This window comes from Demequina sp. NBRC 110052, assembly GCF_002090075.1.
Classification (GTDB): domain Bacteria; phylum Actinomycetota; class Actinomycetes; order Actinomycetales; family Demequinaceae; genus Demequina.
Window position 1 is genome coordinate 311,368 of the sequence record NZ_BBRI01000003.1, and the last position, 19,330, is coordinate 330,697.

General features: G+C 70.7%; 16 protein-coding genes and 1 tRNA gene. 4 read left to right on the forward strand and 13 right to left on the reverse strand.

The window, feature by feature from the left end; all coding sequences use genetic code 11:
• Position 1: 1 nt before the first annotated feature.
• Genes B7K21_RS08900 through ptsP form a run of 3 tightly spaced genes read left to right on the forward strand, consistent with a single transcriptional unit; the run spans position 2 to position 4,020 of the window.
• Complete coding sequence (locus B7K21_RS08900; RefSeq protein ID WP_084075090.1) at positions 2–2,038, forward strand: fructose-specific PTS transporter subunit EIIC; 2,037 nt, start codon at positions 2–4, stop codon at positions 2,036–2,038.
• Between the two features lie 24 nt (positions 2,039–2,062).
• On the forward strand, positions 2,063–2,332 hold the full coding sequence (locus tag B7K21_RS08905) for an HPr family phosphocarrier protein (protein WP_084075091.1): 270 nt from the start codon (positions 2,063–2,065) through the stop codon (positions 2,330–2,332).
• 5 nt (positions 2,333–2,337) lie between these two features.
• Positions 2,338–4,020, forward strand: a complete 1,683-nt coding sequence (gene ptsP / locus B7K21_RS08910) for a phosphoenolpyruvate--protein phosphotransferase (protein WP_084075092.1) — start codon at positions 2,338–2,340, stop codon at positions 4,018–4,020.
• A gap of 113 nt (positions 4,021–4,133) precedes the next feature.
• Here ptsP and B7K21_RS08915 read toward each other — a convergent pair.
• The 9 genes from B7K21_RS08915 to mfd all read right to left on the reverse strand — a co-directional run bounded on the left by B7K21_RS08915 (position 4,134) and on the right by mfd (position 13,617).
• Positions 4,134–4,207, reverse strand: a tRNA-Leu gene (locus B7K21_RS08915).
• Between the two features lie 9 nt (positions 4,208–4,216).
• On the reverse strand, positions 4,217–5,173 hold the full coding sequence (locus tag B7K21_RS08920) for an exopolyphosphatase (protein ID WP_084075093.1): 957 nt from the start codon (positions 5,171–5,173) through the stop codon (positions 4,217–4,219).
• Positions 5,174–5,220: 47 nt separating this feature from the next.
• Positions 5,221–5,823 carry a hypothetical protein gene (locus B7K21_RS08925; RefSeq protein WP_084075094.1) on the reverse strand — a complete coding sequence of 201 codons (603 nt, stop codon included), beginning with the start codon at positions 5,821–5,823 and terminating at the stop codon, positions 5,221–5,223.
• 142 nt (positions 5,824–5,965) lie between these two features.
• Entirely contained in the window at positions 5,966–6,472 is a 507-nt protein-coding gene (locus tag B7K21_RS08930; RefSeq protein WP_084075095.1) for a DUF501 domain-containing protein, read from the reverse strand.
• Positions 6,469–6,933, reverse strand: a complete 465-nt coding sequence (locus tag B7K21_RS12600) for a septum formation initiator family protein (protein WP_159448464.1) — start codon at positions 6,931–6,933, stop codon at positions 6,469–6,471. Before B7K21_RS12600 ends, B7K21_RS08930 begins: the two co-directional genes overlap by 4 nt.
• 480 nt (positions 6,934–7,413) lie before the next feature.
• Positions 7,414–8,700, reverse strand: coding sequence for a phosphopyruvate hydratase (gene eno, locus B7K21_RS08940; RefSeq protein WP_084075097.1), 1,287 nt, complete (start codon positions 8,698–8,700; stop codon positions 7,414–7,416).
• An 87-nt stretch (positions 8,701–8,787) separates the two neighbouring features.
• On the reverse strand, positions 8,788–9,429 hold the full coding sequence (locus B7K21_RS08945; RefSeq protein WP_234989259.1) for a MazG family protein: 642 nt from the start codon (positions 9,427–9,429) through the stop codon (positions 8,788–8,790).
• A 17-nt stretch (positions 9,430–9,446) separates the two neighbouring features.
• Positions 9,447–10,109, reverse strand: coding sequence for a hypothetical protein (locus B7K21_RS08950; protein ID WP_084075098.1), 663 nt, complete (start codon positions 10,107–10,109; stop codon positions 9,447–9,449).
• Between the two features lie 10 nt (positions 10,110–10,119).
• Positions 10,120–13,617: a transcription-repair coupling factor gene (gene mfd, locus B7K21_RS08955; RefSeq protein WP_234989260.1), complete on the reverse strand. Its 3,498-nt coding sequence runs from the start codon at positions 13,615–13,617 to the stop codon at positions 10,120–10,122.
• 130 nt (positions 13,618–13,747) lie between these two features.
• On the opposite strand from mfd, the gene B7K21_RS08960 reads away from it, so the two are divergent.
• On the forward strand, positions 13,748–14,407 hold the full coding sequence (locus B7K21_RS08960) for a hypothetical protein (RefSeq protein WP_084075100.1): 660 nt from the start codon (positions 13,748–13,750) through the stop codon (positions 14,405–14,407).
• A 30-nt stretch (positions 14,408–14,437) separates the two neighbouring features.
• Here B7K21_RS08960 and B7K21_RS08965 read toward each other — a convergent pair whose 3' ends face one another.
• The 4 genes from B7K21_RS08965 to B7K21_RS08980 all read right to left on the reverse strand — a co-directional run bounded on the left by B7K21_RS08965 (position 14,438) and on the right by B7K21_RS08980 (position 19,139).
• Positions 14,438–16,996, reverse strand: a complete 2,559-nt coding sequence (locus B7K21_RS08965; protein ID WP_084075101.1) for a glycoside hydrolase family 65 protein — start codon at positions 16,994–16,996, stop codon at positions 14,438–14,440.
• Positions 16,993–17,730 carry an HAD family phosphatase gene (locus B7K21_RS08970; protein WP_084075102.1) on the reverse strand — a complete coding sequence of 246 codons (738 nt, stop codon included), beginning with the start codon at positions 17,728–17,730 and terminating at the stop codon, positions 16,993–16,995. The genes B7K21_RS08965 and B7K21_RS08970 overlap by 4 nt, the downstream gene beginning before the upstream one ends.
• 108 nt (positions 17,731–17,838) lie before the next feature.
• Complete coding sequence (gene pth, locus B7K21_RS08975) at positions 17,839–18,411, reverse strand: aminoacyl-tRNA hydrolase (RefSeq protein ID WP_084075103.1); 573 nt, start codon at positions 18,409–18,411, stop codon at positions 17,839–17,841.
• A 113-nt stretch (positions 18,412–18,524) separates the two neighbouring features.
• Positions 18,525–19,139: a 50S ribosomal protein L25/general stress protein Ctc gene (locus B7K21_RS08980; protein ID WP_084075104.1), complete on the reverse strand. Its 615-nt coding sequence runs from the start codon at positions 19,137–19,139 to the stop codon at positions 18,525–18,527.
• Positions 19,140–19,330 lie beyond the last annotated feature (191 nt).

Here is a 19,330-nt window from a genome sequence, read left to right on the forward strand (position 1 = left end):
CATGTTTCTGATCACCACCTCACAGGTCGTGCTCGACCTGAAGGCCGCAGACCGCGCCGAGGCGACGCGCGCGCTCGCCCAGACGCTGGTCGACACCGGCCGCTGCACCGATCTCGACGCCTTTCTGAAGGACGTCACCACCCGCGAGGAGACGATGGCGACCGGCCTCCCTGGCGGGATCGCCATCCCTCACGCGCGCTCGGCGGGCATCGCGCAGCCGTCGCTCGCGTTCGGCCGCGTCGCCGACGGCATCGACTGGGGCGCTCCCGACGGCCCGGCGAAGCTCGTGTTCCTCATCGCGGCGCCCGAAGGCGGCGGCGACGCGCACATGCAGGTGCTGCCCGCACTCGCTCGCGCGCTCATGAAGCCAGAGTTCACGGAAGGCCTCGCCGCCGCCAAGACCCCTGAAGAGGTGGTGGCGCTCGTCGAGGCGGAGATCGGCGACGTCGTCCCGGCCGCCGCTCCCGACGCTGCGGCCGAGGCCACGGTCGAGCAGGTCGCGCCCGCAGCCTCCCTCAAGCTCGTTGGGGTCACCTCATGCCCCACGGGAATCGCGCACACCTACATGGCCGCTGAGGCGCTCGAGCGCGCCGCGGCCGACGCAGGGCACACCATCGCAGTCGAGACCCAGGGGTCGGTGGGAGCCAAGGGCCTCTCCGCCCAACAGATCGCTGAGGCGGACGCGGTGATCTTCGCCCACGACGTGGAGGTCAAGGGCCGCGACCGCTTCGCAGGCAAGCCGACCGTCGACGTCGGCGTGAAGAAGGCGATCTCCGACGGCCCCGCTCTCGTGGAGCAGGCCGTCTCCATGGCTGCCGAGTGGAAGGCCGATCCCTCCAAGGCAGCAGCAGCGGCACCCGCGGCAAGCTCGGGCGGCCTTACCTCCAAGGTTGACGACACCGCAGGCATCGGCACGCGTATCCGCCAGTGGCTCATGACCGGCGTCTCCTACATGATCCCGTTCGTTGCGGCCGGCGGAATCCTCATCGCCCTCTCGTTCATGCTCGCGCAGGTGTCGCTGGGTGAGAACGGCGCAATCGAGATCGTGAACTACAACCTCACGTCCGGCGACGAGTACAACATCGCACAGAACTTCGACGTCACCTCGCTCACCGCGTGGGCGGCACTGCTGTTCGTCATCGGAGGCGCATCCTTCGGCTTCCTCGTGCCGATCCTGTCGGGCTTCATCGCCTTCGCGATCGCCGATCGTCCCGGCCTGGTGCCCGGCATCGTCGGCGGCTCCGTCGCCGCGACCATGGGCGCAGGCTTCCTCGGTGGTATCGTCACCGGCCTCCTGGGCGGCATCACCGCCAGGTGGATCGCCTCCTGGCCGGTCGCCAAGGGCGTGCGAGGCATCATGCCCGTCGTCGTCATCCCGATGCTGTCCTCGTTCATCACGGTAGGCCTGTTCATCACCGTCCTCGGCCGCCCGATCCAGGTCGCCTTCGACGGCCTCAATGACTGGCTCACCAGCCTGTCCGGCGGCTCGGCGTTCGCCCTGGGCGCCATTCTCGGCGCAATGATGGGCTTCGATCTGGGCGGCCCCGTGAACAAGGTCGCCTACACCTTCGCGACGACCGGACTCGCCGCAGCAGGCGCGGTCACCGACGCACCCCAGCTGAAGATCATGGCCGCCGTCATGGCTGCCGGAATGGTCGCCCCGCTCGCGATGGCCCTCGCGACCGCACTCCGCCCCAGGCTCTTCTCGGAGCCCGAGCGCGAGAACGGCAAGGCAGCCTGGCTGCTCGGAGCGTCCTTCATCTCCGAAGGCGCGATCCCCTTTGCCGCCGCAGATCCCTTCCGAGTGATCGCCTCCTCCGTGGTCGGTTCCGCCGTCACAGGTGGACTCGCCATGGTCTTCGGCACCACGCTCCGTGCGCCCCACGGAGGGATCTGGGTGCTGCCGCTCATCGGCAACTTCCTACTGTTCCTGCTCGCGCTGGCGATCGGTGTGGCCATCACGGCCAGCATCGTGCTGCTGCTGAAGTCGCGCGACACCAAGCTCGCCACGGTCGACGCCGTGGCCACGACTGCCTGACACTCTCTGGAAAGGAGACGCACCATGCCTGCACGCACCGTTGCGATCGGCTCGTCCGTCGGACTCCACGCCCGCCCCGCACAACTGTTCGTCAGCAAGGTTCAGGCCGCCGGAATGCCTGTCACCATCGGGCGACCCGGATCGCCCGCCGTGGATGCGGGCAGCATCCTCGGCGTGATGGCGCTCGGCGCCAAGCACGGCGAGGAGGTCGAGCTGACCGCTGACGGTGACGGCGCAGACACCGTCCTCGACGAACTCGTGGCATTGCTCGAGCGCGACCTCGACGCGCAGTAGCCGCCATGTCCGAGCATGAGACCCGACATGGCATCGGCGTGAGCGGCGGTTCGGCCTCCGGACCCGTGGTCCAGGTCGCACCTCCGGTCCAGCCGCCTATGGACGAGCCCACGCCGGCTGACGTCGACGCCGCGCTCCAGCATGTGCTCGAGTCGTTCGAGGCGGTGGCGGTCGAGCTGGAGTCTCGCGCCGCCACCGCGGACGAGCACGCCGTCCCCATCCTCACCGCGACCGCGATGATGGCGCGCAACGCTGGCCTTCACCAGGGGGCGGGCAACCGGCTCAAGGCAGGAGACGGCCCCGCGACCGCCATCGCGGCGGCCGTCGAGGAGTACACCGCGCAGTTCGAGGCGCTCGGTGGCTACTTCGCCGAGCGCGTCGCCGACCTGCGGGACGTCGGCGCCCGAGCAGTCGCCGCCGCTCTAGGACTCCCCGCACCCGGAGTGCCTCCCCTGACCGAGCCGAGCGTGATCGTCGCACTCGACCTCGCCCCCGCCGATACCGCCACGCTCGACCGCGACCTCGCGGTCGCGATCGTCACTCAAGCAGGTGGCCGCACCAGTCACACCGCGATCCTCGCCGCCCAGCGGGGCATCCCCGCAGTCGTGCAGGTGCACGGCGCCACGGACATCCCCACAGGCACGCTCGTCGCAGTCGATGGGGACGCAGGCGAGGTCGCGATCGACCCGGACCCCGAGCTGCTCGAACAGCAGCGGGTGCGCCGCGAGAAGCGAGCCACCGCTCTCGCCGCTTCGTCGGGACCTGGCGTCACCGCGGACGGCCACCACGTACCGCTGCTCGCCAACATCGGCGGGGTCCAGGACGCCGAGGAAGCAGGCCCGCAGGACCTCGAGGGAGTCGGGCTGTTCCGGACCGAGTTCGTGTTCCTGTCCGCCACCGCCGCGCCGACGCTCGAGGAGCAGACGGACATCTACACCAAGGTGTTCGCCCCCTTCGAAGGCCGACGCGTGGTGGTCCGCACCCTCGACGCCGGTGCCGACAAGCCGCTCGCCTTCGCCGACCTCGGCGAGGAGGAGAACCCCGCACTCGGGCGCCGCGGCTTGCGGCTCTCGCAGGCACTCCCTCAGCTGCTCGACACACAGCTCAAGGCGATCGCAGCAGCAGCCGAGGCGACCGGGGCCGACGCACGCGTGATGGCGCCCATGGTCTCCACTGCCGAGGAGGCCGCGTGGTTCGCGGGGCGCGCGCGTGCCGCCGGTCTCAAGAAGGCTGGCGTGATGATCGAGGTGCCCGCTGCGGCGCTGCGGTCCGAGCACGTGCTCTCCGAGGTGGACTTCGCGTCGATCGGCACGAACGATCTCGCCCAGTACACGATGGCCACCGACCGCATGGCGGGCGAACTGTCAGACCTGCTCGACCCGTGGCAGCCCGCCGTCATCGACGTCGTCGCCGCCGCGTGCAGTGGCGGTGCCGCGCACGACACCCCGGTCGGCGTGTGCGGCGAGAGCGCCGGCGACCCGCTCCTTTCCCTCGTGCTCGTCGGCCTGGGCGTCGCCAGCCTGTCCATGGCACCGTCGAAGGTGCCTGCGGTGCGGCTCGCACTGTCACTCCACTCCGTGGAGCAGTGCAAGGAGTTGGCAGCGATCGCACGGTCGGCACGCTCAGCCGCCGATGCGCGCTCGGCAGTCCGCGCCGCCGCCAACCCTGCGCTCAGGGAGCTGCTTTAGCGCGACGGCGGGGGAACCATTGTCCGTGGCGGTTCGTGCACGAACCGCCACGGACCGCCTTACGATCCGGCACGTCCTGCGGATCGCGAGCGTGCCCCCGCCGCGCGGCAAGGTGCCCCCGGCGGGGTTCGAACCCGCACTGGGCCGGGTTTAAGCCGGCTGCCTCTGCCAGTTGGGCTACGGGGGCCGCGCGCCCCTATAACCGCTCGGCTGCCGAGAAGGCGATGCCATCGAGGATGTCGTGCTCGCTGGTCACGACGTGTGGGAGCTCGCCGCCCGCCGCATGCACGGCCTCGCGCACGCGCCCCATGAGGGTGCGCCACACCAAGGCGCCGGCGCCGATCACGTCTACGCGCCCAGGGTGCATGAAGCCCATCGCCGCACGTGAGTCGCGGGAGGAGTGCAGCAGCTCGTCGCACGCCTGGATCGCCAGGTCGATCGGCAGCACCGCGCCGTTGATGCGGTCCCTGTCGTACGCGTGAAGCCCGAGCGCATGCGCCGTGACGGTCGTGATCGAGCCCGCGAGCCCCACAAGGGTGCGCGTGCGCTCGATCGGCACGCCCTCGAACGCGACGTCGATCGCCTCGTGGATGTCCGCGGTCGCGGCGGCGATCTCATCCGGCTCCGGCGGGTCTGACACGAGGTGACGCTCGGTCATGCGCACGCATCCCACGTCCATGGAGTGCGCGGCGTCGGGCTCGGCCGTGCCCAGCACGACCTCGGTGGAGCCGCCCCCCAGGTCGACCACGAGGTAGGGCGCGTCGTGGCTCGCATCCAGCACCGAGGTCGCTCCGCGGAAGCTCAGGCGCGCCTCCTCGTCTCCCGTGATGACTTCGGGCGTGACTCCCAGGCGCTCGCGCACACCGTCGAGGAACACGTCGCGGTTGCGGGCGTCACGCGTCGCGGAGGTGGCCACGAAGCGGATCGCCTGGACACCGGCCTCGCGGCACTGAGCCGCATAGTCGTCGGTCGCGGCGAACGTGCGCTCGAGCGCCTCGGCCGCGAACTCGCCGGTGCGATCCACGCCCTGCCCCAGCCGCACGACCGTCATCTGGCGGGTCACGTCAGTGAGCGTTCCCGCCTCGAGGTCCACGTCCGCGATGAGCAGACGGATGGAGTTCGTTCCGCAGTCGATGCCAGCCACACGCGTCATGTGCCCAGCGTAGCCGCGGGTCACGGCTGCGGCGCCCGGCCCCGGTCTCAGCGTGCGTCCGCGTCCTCGTCGGCGATCGCGGTGGATGGCGCATCGATGCAGTCGAGCCAGTCACCCGCGATCGTCACTCGCACGTCCAGCGCGCGGCACGCCTCCACCAGAGGCTCGATCGACAGCGTGCGCGAGTCGAGCGGCATGGAGAACTCGAGCGTGCGACCCTCGCAATGCCACGCATGCCTGCGCACCGGATAGATGCCGTGCGGCCGGGCCTGCGCGTCGAGCTCGAGAAGCCCTCCCGCAGGGACCTCCAGGCGCCACGTCGCGCCCACCAGGCGCGCATCGGACTCCTGATGCGGCGGCAGCGACAGGACGATGCGGTCGGGACGGCGCTCCAGCTCGACGGGCCCCGGAACGGGCTCATGTCCGCGACGCGCGATGAGGACCGCTGCGGTGCCGGCGGCGACCAGCCCCGCGAGGCATCCGCCGATGATGAGCATGTAGTTGCCGTTCGCACCCTCGGCTGCGATCGCGCGCCAGAGCCCGTAGACGGGCAGGACCGCGAGCACGAGACCGATGACGAGACCGGTGAGCACGGCAAGCGGCCGCGCGTGGCGCGCGGCATGCATCACGGTCGCGCGTGGCGTCGCCATGCGAGCTCCTCTTCGATCAGCCCAGGCGAGATACTACGGCTCTCAGATGTCCGCCATGTGACATCTCCACACCGCCCCCGGCATTGAGGACAACGCTCGACTCGCGCGCGAGGCTCCCGCGCCCCCCGAGAGGTGATCCGGCTCACTCCTCGATGGCCGCGCACGTGCAGCGGTCCGGCCTCCACGACTCGGCGATGAGCGCGAGGGCCTCGTCGCCCAAGGGATTCACGCCTGGGCCGGCGGCGAGCGCGTGGCCGACGAGCACATGGAGGCACTTGACGCGGTCGGGCATGCCACCCGCAGAGATCCCGGAGATCTCTGGCACGTCCTCGATCGCGACGCGCTCCTCGAGATAGCGCTCGTGCGCCGCGCGGTAGGCGGCGGCAAGTGCGGGATCCTCCCCGAGCCGCGCCTGCATCTCGCGCATCGTGCCCACGGCCTCGAGTGTCGACACGGCACCGACGGCACCGGGGTGCGTCAAGTAGTAGAGCGTGGGGAATGGCGTGCCGTCGGGCAGGCGTGGCGAGGTCTTGACGACCGTCGGGTTGCCGCACGCGCAGCGCGCGGCGATCGCGACGAGCCCGCGCGGCTCGCGGCCCAGCTGCGCGCGCAGCACGGCGATGTCGGATGCGGAGACCTCGGGATTCACCCGCCCAAGTCTACGGTCGTCGAAGGGCCGTCGTCCTCGATGGGCGCGGACTCCTCGGTCTGCACCGGCACGGGGATGTCCTCGCCGTTGCCCGCCTCGTCGATCGAGGCCCACAGCTGGTCGTACCACGCGCCCGCCTCCTGGTTCTGGGGCAGACGCGCGGCCGCGGGCGAACCCTCCGCGTGGGTGGCGCCGAGCTCGGGGTCGATCACCGTATACGCCGTCTCGCCGGGAAACACCAGTTGGAAGCGCTCGCGCGCCTGCGCGATGACGAACGCGGGATCGTTCCACCGCTCCACGTCGGCAGTGAGATCGTCGACCTCGGCCTGCGCCGCGTCCCGATCCTGGCGCAGCTCGGCGAGGGTCTGCTGCTGCGCGATGTAGACGCGCACGCTGGGCACGACGACGGCGATCGCCAAGGCGATCACGATCGCGAGCACGCCCGTGCGCCATGTGAACATGCCTGCGAGCGACCCGCGACGCCCCGAGCCCTCGATGCGCCGGGGGGCGCGCGTCGGGCGGGCGGGCGACGGACCACCGGGCCTCGTGCTGCCTGCTCGCACAGTCCGATGCGCTCCCGAGGACGGGCCCTGGCGCGACGCCGATGCAGGGGCCGGCCCCGCCGGGCGGGACACGGGCTTCGCGCCAGCGCGTGGCGCGGCGGGGCGGGGCGTGCCCGAGGCGGCGCCCCGGTCGGGGGTGGCACGGCCCGAGCGTCGCGACGCCGAGCCCGCAGAGCGCCGCACCGGCGGACCGGATCGCGGCGCACCGGGGCGGGAGGGCGCACTCATGCCGTCCATTGTCAGGCCCCGAGGCCCACGGGTGACGCGGGCGACGGGGCGCGTCGCGGGATTCGCCGCGGCTGGACGGCACGAAGGGCGCACCCCCCTGAGGGGATGCGCCCTTCGTGTGCTCACCCGGCGTCTGCCGGGCGGCGGGCCTTACGCGTTGCCGTAGCGGCGCGGGAAGGCGGACTTGCCGGCGTACACCGCGGCGTCGTCCAGCTCCTCCTCGATGCGCAGCAGCTGGTTGTACTTGTTGATGCGCTCGCCGCGGGCGGGGGCACCGGTCTTGATCTGGCCTGCGTTGTACGCGACGGACAGGTCGGCGATGGTGACGTCCTCGGTCTCACCCGAACGGTGCGACACCATGGCCGCGAAGCCCGCGCGCTGCGCCATCTGCACAGCGTCCGAGGTCTCGGACAGGGTGCCGATCTGGTTCAGCTTGACGAGCAGCGCGTTCGCGGCTGCCTCCTCGATGCCCCTCTTGAGGCGCACCGGGTTGGTGACGAACAGGTCGTCGCCGACGATCTGGGTCTTGTCGCCGACCTTCGCGACGAGGTCGCTCCAGGACTCCCACTCGTCCTCGGACAGCGGGTCCTCGATGGACACCAGCGGGTAGTCGTTGACCAGGCCCTCGTAGAACTCGATCATCTCGGCGGGGGTCTTCTGACCGCCCTCCCACTGGTACGCGCCGTCCTTGAAGAACTCGGTGGCCGCGACGTCGAGCGCAAGCGCCACGTCGTCGCCGGGCACGTAGCCGGCCTTCTCGATCGCGACGAGGATCAGGTCGAGCGCCTCACGGTTCGAGCCGAGGTTCGGGGCGAAGCCGCCCTCGTCGCCCAGGCCCGTGGCAAGGCCGCGCTCCTTGAGCACGGACTTGAGGGAGTGGTAGACCTCGGCACCCATGCGCAGCGCCTCACGGAACGTGGGGGCGCCGACGGGAGCGATCATGAACTCCTGGATGTCAACGTTCGAGTCGGCGTGCGAGCCGCCGTTGAGGATGTTCATCATCGGCACGGGCAGGACGTGCGCGTTCGGGCCGCCCACGTACTTGAACAGGGCGAGGTCGGCCGAGTCGGCCGCAGCCTTGGCGACCGCGAGCGAGACGCCGAGGATGGCGTTCGCGCCGAGCTTGCCCTTGTTGTCGGTGCCGTCCAGGTCGAGCATGACCTGGTCGATCAGACGCTGGTCCGTGGCCTCGAGGCCGACGACCTCGGGGGCGATGACGTCGATGACCGCGTCCACGGCCTGCTCGACGCCCTTGCCCAGGTAACGGCCCTTGTCGCCGTCACGGCGCTCGACGGCCTCGAACGCGCCGGTGGACGCGCCGGACGGGACGGCGGCACGAGCGAACGTGCCGTCCTCGAGTGCGACCTCGACCTCGACGGTCGGGTTGCCGCGCGAATCCAGAATCTCGCGGGCGCCTACGGCCTCAATGCTGGCCATGTTGCTCCTTCTCTCCGCCGCGTGAGCGGCCGTTGGATGTGGTCCTCGAACGAGTCTAGCGACGTGAGCCGTGGCGCACGCGCGGTCCTAGGTCCTACGGGATGAACGTCGGGTGACGTCGCTCTCGGCTCCTCGCACGTCGGCCTCGACGGCCCTGACGGCGTCGCGCAGCGCGGCCTCTGCGTCGATCCCCTCGGCGCGTGCACGCGCGACGAGCGCCAACAGCTCCCCACCGATGCCGTCGACGGACGCATGCGCCACGCCCGCGCGCTCCGCTCGCCCGAGCACTTTCTGCGCGCGCTGCAGCGCAGGCAGCGCGACCGGGACTCCATCGAGCACAGAGGCTCGGCTCATGGTGCGAGCCTTCACCGCCTCGTACCGCGCCCGCACCTCGTCGGCATCGGCGACGGTCGCGTCGCCGAAGACATGGGGATTGCGCTCGATCAGCTTGTCCGCGCTGGCGCGGGCCACGTCCTCGAGCCCGAACGGCGCATCGGCGTCCTCCTGCGCGAGGCGGGAATGGAGCACGACCTGCAGCAGCACATCACCCAGCTCGCCGAGCATCTCGGGGCCGTCGCCGGCCTCGATCGCCTCGACGAGCTCATGCGCCTCCTCGATCACGTACGGCGCGAGACTGACGTGAGTCTGCTCGTGGTACCACGGGCACCCGCTCGCCGAGCGGAGGGTGTCGATGACCTCGACCAGCCGCTTGAGCTCGCTCCCCTGCACGCGTGTGGCCCGGAGACCTATTCGGTCACCGACGCGTCGGGCTCGGAGCCATCGGCCGGGGCAGGTCCGGCGTTCGGCGCGCCGAACCACGCGGGCGCCGTCGTGAGGTCGTAGCCCGAGACGGCGACGAACACCACGTACACCGACGAGCCGATCGAGTTCACGTTCTCCTCGGCGGTCTGCGCGGCAGAGGTCACGGAGTCGAGGAACAGCTGCGCGCTGAAGTCGCCGTAGCGCGGCGAGGTGTCCAGGTCGGTCTCGAGCTCCGCGGCGAGCTCGGCGATGAAGGCCGAGCCGTCCTCGGTCGAGGCGAGGTAGCCGAGCGACTTCGCGGTGCGGATCGCGTCGAACACCGCCTCATCGGGCACCGCGGGCTCGTAACCGATCGCGGAGAACCAGCCCGCGACATCCTCGGCGAGCTCGTCATCGCTCCACGCGTACCCCGCGTCGGACGCCTCGGTCACAACCGCGTCCTCGATGACCGCGAGCGTCAGCGCCCACCCCTGATCCGCGACGACGGCGAGGCCGTCGAGGCCGTCGGAGAAGTGGGAGACATCTGCGGTGGTGACGCTCACGCCAGCACCCTGGGCCACGACCCCGTTCCCGGGCGCGCACGCACTGAGCGCGAGGGAGGCGGCGACGGCGACGGCGGCGATGAGACGGCGCTTCACGGAGACCATGGGCCTCATCCTAACGGCGCTCGCCGACGGCCCCGACAGGGCCGAACGAGGCCAGAACCTCGCGCACCCAGTCGAGCACAGGCAGCCCTTCGAGGGGCCGACCTCCGACGCGCGCGGTCGTCGGCGTCGGGACGAGGACCTGTCGCACGGCGGGCTTGATCATGGTGCCCGGGTACAGGCGCGTGAGCCTCATCGCGGCCGAGTCGGGCAGCTCGACGGGCGAGAACCTCACGAATCTCCCCTGATTCACCACATCGGCCACGCCCCGCTCGCGCAGCGTGAGGCGCAGGCGCGCCACCGCCATGAGGTTCGCGACAGGCTCCGGCACGGTGCCATAGCGATCGTCGAGTTCCTCCTCGATCTCGGCGAGGGTCGCCTCGTCGGAGGCGTCGGCGATCTTGCGGTACGCCTCGAGGCGCAGCCGCTCGTGCTCGATGTAGGCCGTAGGGATGTGCGCGTCGATCGGCAGCTCGATCGTGACGGGCGGCTTCTCCTCCGCCTCCCCACGGAAGCCCGCGACCGCCTCGCCGACCATGCGGATATACAGGTCGAAGCCCACGCCCTCGATGTGGCCCGACTGCTCGCCGCCCAGCAGGTTGCCCGCGCCGCGAATCTCGAGGTCCTTGAGCGCGACGGCCATGCCGGAGCCGAGGTCGGTGTTGGCGGCGATCGTCTGCAGCCGATCGTGCGCGGTCTCCGTGAGCGCCTTGGACGGCGGATAGAGGAAATACGCGTAGGCGCGCTCTCGCGCACGCCCCACGCGGCCGCGCAATTGGTGCAGCTGGGACAGCCCGAACGCATCGGCACGCTCGACGATGAGCGTGTTCGCATTGGAGATGTCCAGGCCGGTCTCGACGATCGTGGTGCACACCAGCACGTCGTACTTCTTGTCGTAGTAGTCGACGATCACCTGCTCGAGCTGCTTCTCGCTCATCTGCCCGTGTGCGACGGCGATGCGCGCCTCAGGCACCAGGTCACCGAGCTTGCGCGCGGCCGCGTCGATCGACTTCACCGCGTTGTGGATGTAGAACACCTGGCCGTCGCGCAGCAGCTCACGCCGGATCGCAGCGATCACCTGCGCGTCCTCGTGGGGCCCGACGTACGTGAGGATCGGGTGACGCTCCTCCGGCGGCGTGGCGAGCGTGGACATCTCACGGATGCCCGTCACCGCCATCTCGAGCGTGCGCGGAATCGGCGTCGCCGACATCGCGAGCACGTCCACGTCGGTGCGCATGGCCTTGAGCGTCTCCTTGTGCTCCACGCCGAAGCGCTGCTCCTCGTCGATGATCAGCAGCCCGAGGTCCTTGAAGCGCACCGTGCCGGTGATGAGGCGGTGCGTGCCGATCACCATGTCGATCGTCCCGTCGGCCAACCCCTCGAGGATCTCCTTGGCCTCCTTGTCCGTCTGGAAGCGCGACAGCGCCGCGACCTTGACCGGGAACTGCGCGAACCGCTCCGTGAACGTGTCGAGGTGCTGCTTGACGAGCAGCGTCGTGGGGCACAGGAGTGCCACCTGGGCGCCGTCCTGGATCGCCTTGAAGGCCGCACGCACCGCGACCTCGGTCTTGCCGAAGCCGACATCGCCGCACACGAGCCGGTCCATCGGCACGGACCGCTCCATGTCAGCCTTGACCTCGTCGATCGTGGTGAGCTGATCCGGGGTCTCCACGAACGGGAAGGACTCCTCGAGCTCGCGCTGCCACGGAGTGTCATCGCCGTACTCGCGCCCCTGCGACGCCATGCGCGCGCTGTACAGACGGATGAGTTCGGCCGCGATCTCCTTGACGGCCTTGCGCGCCCTGCCCTTGGTCTTCGCCCAGTCCGCGCCGCCCATCCGGTTCACGCTGGGGGTCTCGCCGCCCACGTACTTGGTGACCTGGTCCAGCTGGTCCGTGGGCACTGACAGCCGGTCCCCCGGCCCGCCCTTCTTCGAGGGCGCGTACTCGATGACCAGGTATTCGCGCTCGACGCCCCGCACGGTCCGCTTGGCGAGCTCCACGAAGCGCCCGACGCCGTGGGCCTCGTGGACGACGAAGTCGCCTGGGCGCAGCTGCAGCGGGTCCACCTGGGCGCGCCTGCGGCTCGCGACCTTCACCTTGGGGCCGGCCGCCGTCGCGGCGCGACCGGTGAGGTCCGACTCGTGCAGCAGCACGAACCGCGCGTCCGCCACCTCGTAGCCGCGCCCGGTGATGCCGGGCACGACGGCGACCACGGCGTCGGGCGCATCGCCGAGCGACGCGACCACGCGGGCCGGAACCTCGGCCTCCGCGAGCTGCTCCGCGATGCGGTGCGCCGAGCCGGTCGACGCCGCGGCGAGCACCACGCGCCAGCTGTCGTGCACCCGACCGCGCAGCCACGACAGGCCCTCGGAGAGGCGTCCGCGGAACTCCTCGGCCGGGCCGATGCCGGTCTCCGCAGCGCCGTGCGCGCCGAACGGACCCAGCGTGGACCACGCGAGGCCCCGCGACTCGACGCCCTCCTCGAGCTCCTCGAGCGTGAGGAACGCAGCGTCGGCCTCCACGGGCGCGTCGGCGCCCGCACCCGCCGACACCCAGGCCGCCGCCAAGAACTCCTGCGCGGTGCGCTGCAGATCCTCCGCGCGGCGCGCGAGACGCTCAGGCTCCACCGCAAGCACGCGAGTGCCGCGCGGAAGGACGTCCGTGAGCGGCTCGAGCCGGTCCAGCAGCACCGGGATGAGCGACTCCATGCCCTCGACGGCGTGGCCGTCAGCGAGCCGCGCGAGCATGTCAGAGGCCGCCGGGTAGTCGTCGATGAGCGAGGCCGCACGGCGCTTCACGTCCTCCGTGAGCAGCAGCTCCCGGCACGGCGGCGCCCACAGCAGCGGCACGTCCTCGAGCGAGCGCTGGTCGGCGACGGAGAAAGATCGCAGCGAATCGATCTCGTCGCCGAAGAACTCGATGCGCACCGGGTGAGGGTCGGTGGGCGCGAACACGTCGACGATGCCGCCGCGCACCGCGAACTCCCCGCGCCGCTCCACCATGTCCACGCGCGTGTACGCAGCGCCCGCGAGCGCCTCCACCAGATCCGTGAGATCGAGCCGGTCGCCCACGTGCACGCGCACCGGAGTGAGGTCCGCCAAGTGCGGCACGAGCGGCTGCAGGACGGCGCGCAGCGGCGCGACCACTACGGCGAGGCGTGGCAGCCCCGTCTCGCTCGCCACCTCCTCGGGGTGCACCAGCCGGCGCAGCGTCGCGAGCCTGCGCGCGACGGTGTCGGAGCGTGGGCTCAACCGCTCATGCGGGAGCGTCTCCCACGACGGCAGCAGACCCACCGTGGCCGGATCGATGTACGCCCCCAGGGCCGCGGCCAGATGCTCGGCATCACCGCCGGTCGCCGTGACCACCAGCACGGGGCTCACGTCGTCGCCCGACGCCGCCTGGGCGACGATGGCGGGCGCCGCCGCCGCGGGCCCCAGCAGGTGGCCACCGGCCGACAGGTCCACGACGGGGAGCGACGGCAGCGCGCTCGCGAGGGCGGGCACGGACACGGGGTGAGTCGACAAGCGAGGCCTCCAGGGCACGACGAAGCGCCGGAATCCTGCACTCCGGTGCCCCACCATCGTAGGCGCGACGCGTACGGTGGTCCGGTACGTCCCCAGCCAGACCCCAGGAGGCCCCGTGCGTCACGCCGCCCTCGCCGCCACCCTCGCGGCGGCGCTCGCCCTCACTGCCTGCTCAAGCGATGGCGACCCGGTCACGCCCGACGAGGGTGAGACTTCCGCGCCGGCCCCCACCGAGTCGGGCACGGCACCGCAGGGAGACCAGCCGACGGCTGAGGGCGAGAGCGACGACGTCACTCTCGCCGACCTGACGATCTCCACGCACGGCATCGGGCCGTTCGAGGTGGGCATGAGCGTCGCCGCACTGTCCGAGCTGACCGCGATCGACTACAGCACGATGGTGGACGGCACCGCCGCGTGCGTCGAGTTCCCGCTCTCGTACGCCGACCCGCTGTCCTCCATGGCGGCGCTCGCCGAGAGCGGCGGCCTCGACGGCACCGTGGACACGTTCGCCGTGTTCGACTGGCAGTCCGACGGACTCCCGACGCCGCGCACCGACGGCGGCCTGGGGCTCGGCTCGAGCCTCGCCGAGATCGCGGCGGTCTACGGAGATGCCCTCCAGACCGAGCCATGGACGCTCGACGACGACGTCACGCGCGCGTGGGCCGTGGACGACGACGGCTACGGCATCCAATTCCTCGTGGACGCCGAGAGCGGCGCGCTCGAGATCGTCGTGGGGCGAGCCCCGCAAGTCACCTACGAGGCCGGCTGCCCCTGACGCGTCACCGCGCAGCCCGTGGGCTGCGCGTCAGTCGACCAGCTGATCCTCGTCCGAGTCCTCGGACGGGTCCAGGTGGTCAGCGCTCTCCGCGACGGTCGCGGGCAGCGACGTCGTCACCACCGTGCCGTCCGCACGCACGGTGCCGTGGAACGCCGCAGGGTCCGGCGACCCGTCCAGGCGCGGACCCTGATCCGCCAGCTCGACGACTGTGGGGCGCGATGGCGTGACCAGATGAGGAACGCCGCGCACCGTCACCGACACCGCGGGGCCGGTCTCGATCGCGAACTCGACGGCCTCGGCACGCACGGTGACCCTCAGTCGCGTCGCACGATGCGTGATCCGGTACGTGAGCGCCTCCCACGACTCGGGCAGCCGCGGATCGAAGTTGAGGCCGTCACCGTAGTCGCGGAAGCCTCCGAAGCCGTGCACGAGCGCCGACCACACGCCGCCCGTCGAGGCGATGTGCATGCCGTCAGCGGTGTTCTCATGCAGATCAGCGAGATCCACGAACAGCGAGTCCCAGAAGTAGCGCAGCGCGAGCTGGTGGTAGCCCACCTCGGCCGCCACGATCGACTGGACCACGCCGGACAGCGTCGAGTCGCCCGTGGTGATCGGGTCGTAGTACTCGAAGTCGGCGCGCTTCTCCGCCGGCGTGAAGTGCTCGCTCTGCAGGAACAGCGCCAGCACCACGTCCGCCTGCTTGAGCACCTGGAAGCGGTAGATCACCAGCGGGTGGAAGTGCAGCAGCAGCGGGCGCTTCTCCGGCGGCGTGTTCTCGAGGTCCCACAGCTCGCGCTCGTTGAACAGCGCGTCCTGCGGGTGGATGCCGAGCTGCTCGTCCCACAGGATCGCCATGCCCTCGGCCGCGCGCTCCCACTCGTCGATCTCCTCGTCGCGCAGCTCGAGCCGGTGCACCATCGCGGCGTACTGCTCGGGCCACGTGGCCGCCAGCTTGCGCACCGATTCCGCGGCGCAGCGCAGATTGAAGCGCGCCATGACGTTCGTGTACAGGTTGTCGTTCACGACCGTCGTGTACTCGTCGGGCCCTGTCACGCCGTGGATGCGGAACGTCTCAGAGCCGTCTCGTGTGCGCCGCCAGAAGCCCAGATCGGCCCACATGCGGGCAGTCTGGACGAGGATATCGATCCCCTCGCGGGCCAGGAACTCGTCGTCGCCCGTCGCGCGCACATACTTGTTCACCGCATAGGAGATGTCGGCGTCGATGTGATACTGCGCGGTCCCAGCCGCGTAGTACGCCGAGGCTTCCTCGCCATTGATGGTGCGCCACGGGAACAGCGCGCCATTCTGCGCGAGCTCGGAGGCCCGGCGCTCCGCTGCGGGCAGCAGCCGGTAGCGGTAACGCAGCGCGTTGCGGGCGATCTGTGGGGACGTGTACACGAAGAACGGCACCGCATAGATCTCGGTGTCCCAGAAGTAGTGGCCGCCGTACCCCGAGCCCGTCACGCCCTTCGCGGGCACGCCCAGCCCGTCGCCGCGCGCGGCCGCCTGCGCCAGGTGGAACAGGTTGAAGCGGATGGCCTGCTGCAGCGCGTCCTGACCCTCGACCTCCACGTCCGAGCGCTCCCAGAAGTCCGCGAGCCACCGCCGCTGGTCCGCGAGCTGCTGCGCGGGCGTCTCCTGGCGCACACGGTCGAGCGTGCGGTGGCAGCGATCCGCGAGCTCGCGCGGCGGCACCATGCGCGACGAGTGGAAGCTCACGACCTTGGTGAGCGCGAACGTCTGACCCGGCTGAAGCCGTGCCCTGAACACGTGCTTCGCGAGGTCGGGCGTGACCTCGGTGAACTGCTCGTACTCGACGTCCGTCTCGACGTGGTGTTCCATGCCCACCGCGATCGTCATGCCCGAGCGCAGTGTCTGATAGCCGAGCATCACGCGATCGTTGGAGCCGTGATGCAGCCGCGGCTCGAGCACGCGCTCGTCGAGCGCCTCCGCCTTGCGCGGGTCGAACCCGCCGGTGGCCTTCGCGCCGTGGCGGTACTCGTCAGCGCCTCCCGAGCGATTCAGCAGTTGAGAGGAGATCGCGATCGGCGCCTCCTTGTCCAGGAGCGTCACCTCGAACTGCATGAGCGCGAGGTGGCGCTGCGCGAACGACACCATGCGCCGCGAGCGCACCCGCACGCGGTTGCCCGCAGGGGTGCGCCACAGGAGGTCGCGTGTGAGGACGCCGTCGCGCATGTCGAGCGTGCGCGAGTAGTCGATGAGATCTGCCACTGACAGCAGCAGCGGCTCATCGTCCACATACAGCCGGATGACCTTCGGATCAGGGACGTTGACGATCGTCTGGCCGGTGCGCGCGAAGCCGTAGGCCTCCTCGGCGTGCCTGATGTCCCATGTCTCGTGAAAGCCGTTGATGAACGTGCCGAACGCGTGGCCGTCATGGCCCTCCTCGACATTGCCGCGCAGGCCCAGATACCCGTTGCCCACGGAGAACAGCGTCTCCGTGGTGCCCAGGTCGGAGGCGTCGAAGTGCGTCTCGACGAGGCGCCAGGGGTCGACTGGGAAGCGCAGGCGGTCCAGGTGCTCAGGGACTGTCGTGTCGCCAAGGGGACGTCGGGCGGCCTTCATCGTGCGATGGTCTCCTTCAGGTCCTTAACGACCACGTCGGCTCCCGCGATCTGGAGCGCCTCGACGCCCACGCCGCGATCCACTCCCAGCACCAGCCCGAAGCTGCCCGCGTGGCCGGCGGCGACGCCGGACAGGGCGTCCTCGACGACCACCGCGTCGGACGCGTCCACTCCCAGCAGCTCAGCGCCGTACAGGTACGTGTCAGGCGCGGGCTTGCCTGCGAGCGCACGCTCGGCGGCGACGGCGCCCGAGACCACGTGCTCGAAGCGGTCCGCGAGACCCGCCGCGCGCAACACCTCGGGGGCGTTGCGCGACGACGACACCACGGCCATCGCGACGCCCTGCGACTCGAGGTGATCGAGCAGAGCCACGGAGCCCGGATACGGCGTCACGCCCTCGTCTCGGAGCACCTCAAGGAACGCGTCGTTCTTCGCGTTGCCCAGGCCGCACACGGTCTCCGTGCCGGCCGCGTCGCTCGGATCACCCCACGGGATCTCGACGCCGCGCGAGGCGAGGCATGACGCGACGCCGTCGTAACGGGGCTTGCCGTCGACGTAGGCGAAGTAGTCGTCATCCGTGTACGCAGGGACGATGCCGTGAGACTCGAAGTAGCGGGTGAACATGCGGCTCCACGCCGCCATGTGTACCTCCGCCGTGGGTGTCAGCACCCCGTCGAGGTCGAACAGCGCGGCCTCGAACGAGGCGCCCGGCTGCTGGGGGATGAGCCACGGCATGGTTGCTCCCTGTCGTCTGGGGGACGTACGACGCGCGACGTGACCGGGGCCCGCCGACGGTTCGATAGTAGCCACCCGCCGGTGGGGCCTGTCCAGCCCGGGCCAGGCCTACGAGGGGCTGTGGACCCGCTGCTGCGCGGCCTCGAGCCCGCGCTCCACGATCAGCTCCACCGCGTCGGCCGCGTCCGAGACCAGGAGAGGCAGCTCCTTGCGCTCCGCCGCCGAGAACGGCTTGAGCACGAAGGCCGCCGCGTCCATGCGGCCGGGCGGGCGGCCGATGCCGACGCGCACCCTCACGTAGTCCGGTGTCCCCAGCGCCTTCGTGACGTCCTTGAGCCCGTTGTGCCCACCCGAGCCGCCACCACGCTTGAGCCTCACCGTGCCGAACGGAAGATCCAGTTCGTCGTGCACGACGATCACGCTCTCCGGCTCGGCCGAGACGTACTTGGCGAGCGAACTCACGGGCCCACCGGAGACGTTCATGTAGGACATGGGCACCCCGAGGTGCACCGCCTCGCCCACGAGCCGCGCGGACGAGTATCGCGTCCGCGTCTTCTTGTGCACGGCCAGGGAGGCGGACGCACGCGACGCGAGCTCCTCGAGCACCATCGTCCCGACGTTGTGTCGGGTCGCGGCGTACTCCTCGCCCGGGTTGCCCAGGCCGATGACGAGTGCGGTCATGGTGGTGGCTCCTGCATCGGTCGCGGATCGAGGGGGCGCGGGTGACCGACGCCCCGAAAACGGGAAGCGCCCGGCCCGCCACGCGGCGGACCGGGCGCTGACGAGTGTCGAGACTACTCGGCGGACTCCTCGGCAGGAGCCTCGGCCGACTCCTCGGCCGCAGCCTCGGTCTCCTCCGGCTCCGCAGCGGTGCGCGGGGTGCTGATGTGCACCGCGAGCAGCTCGCCATCGGTGATGAGCTCGGAGCCCTTCGGCAGCGCGATCTCGCCAGCGGTGATCTTGGCGCCGTCCTCGAGGCCCTCGACCGAGACCTCGATGACCTCGGGCAGGTGCGTCGCCTCGGCGGCGATCTGCAGCGAGTTCAGCTCCTGGACGTGGATGGTGCCCGCGAAGGACTCACCCGTGACGTGCAGCGGCACGTCGACGGTGATCTTCTCGCCCTTCTTCACGAGCAGCAGGTCGACGTGCTCGATGTTGCGGCGCACGGCGTCGCGCTGCACGTCCTTGGCGATCGCGAGCTCGGAGTTCTTGTCCCACTCGATCGTGAGCAGCGCGTTCGAGTGCTTGAGCGCGAGCATCGTCTCGTGGCCCGGCAGGAGCACGTGGACGGGGTCGGTGCCGTGGCCGTAGAGGACGGCGGGGATCTTGCCGGCGGCACGGGCGCGGCGGGCGAAGCCCTTGCCGAACTCGGTGCGCAGCTCGGCGGCCAGCTTGAGCTGATCAGACATCAGGGGTTCTCCTCGTGAGAAAGGCGGTCAGATAGCGGTTGCACGGCAAGGCAGAGCCGTTGCGCTTCTGCCGCGTCGATCACGCCGGGCCCTGCGCGGGCTCAGCCTCGCCGAGGAACTGGAACAGTCTACCCGAGTCCACGAGGTGATGCACACCGCCGAGGCACCGGGACTGCAGGGCGCATCACGTG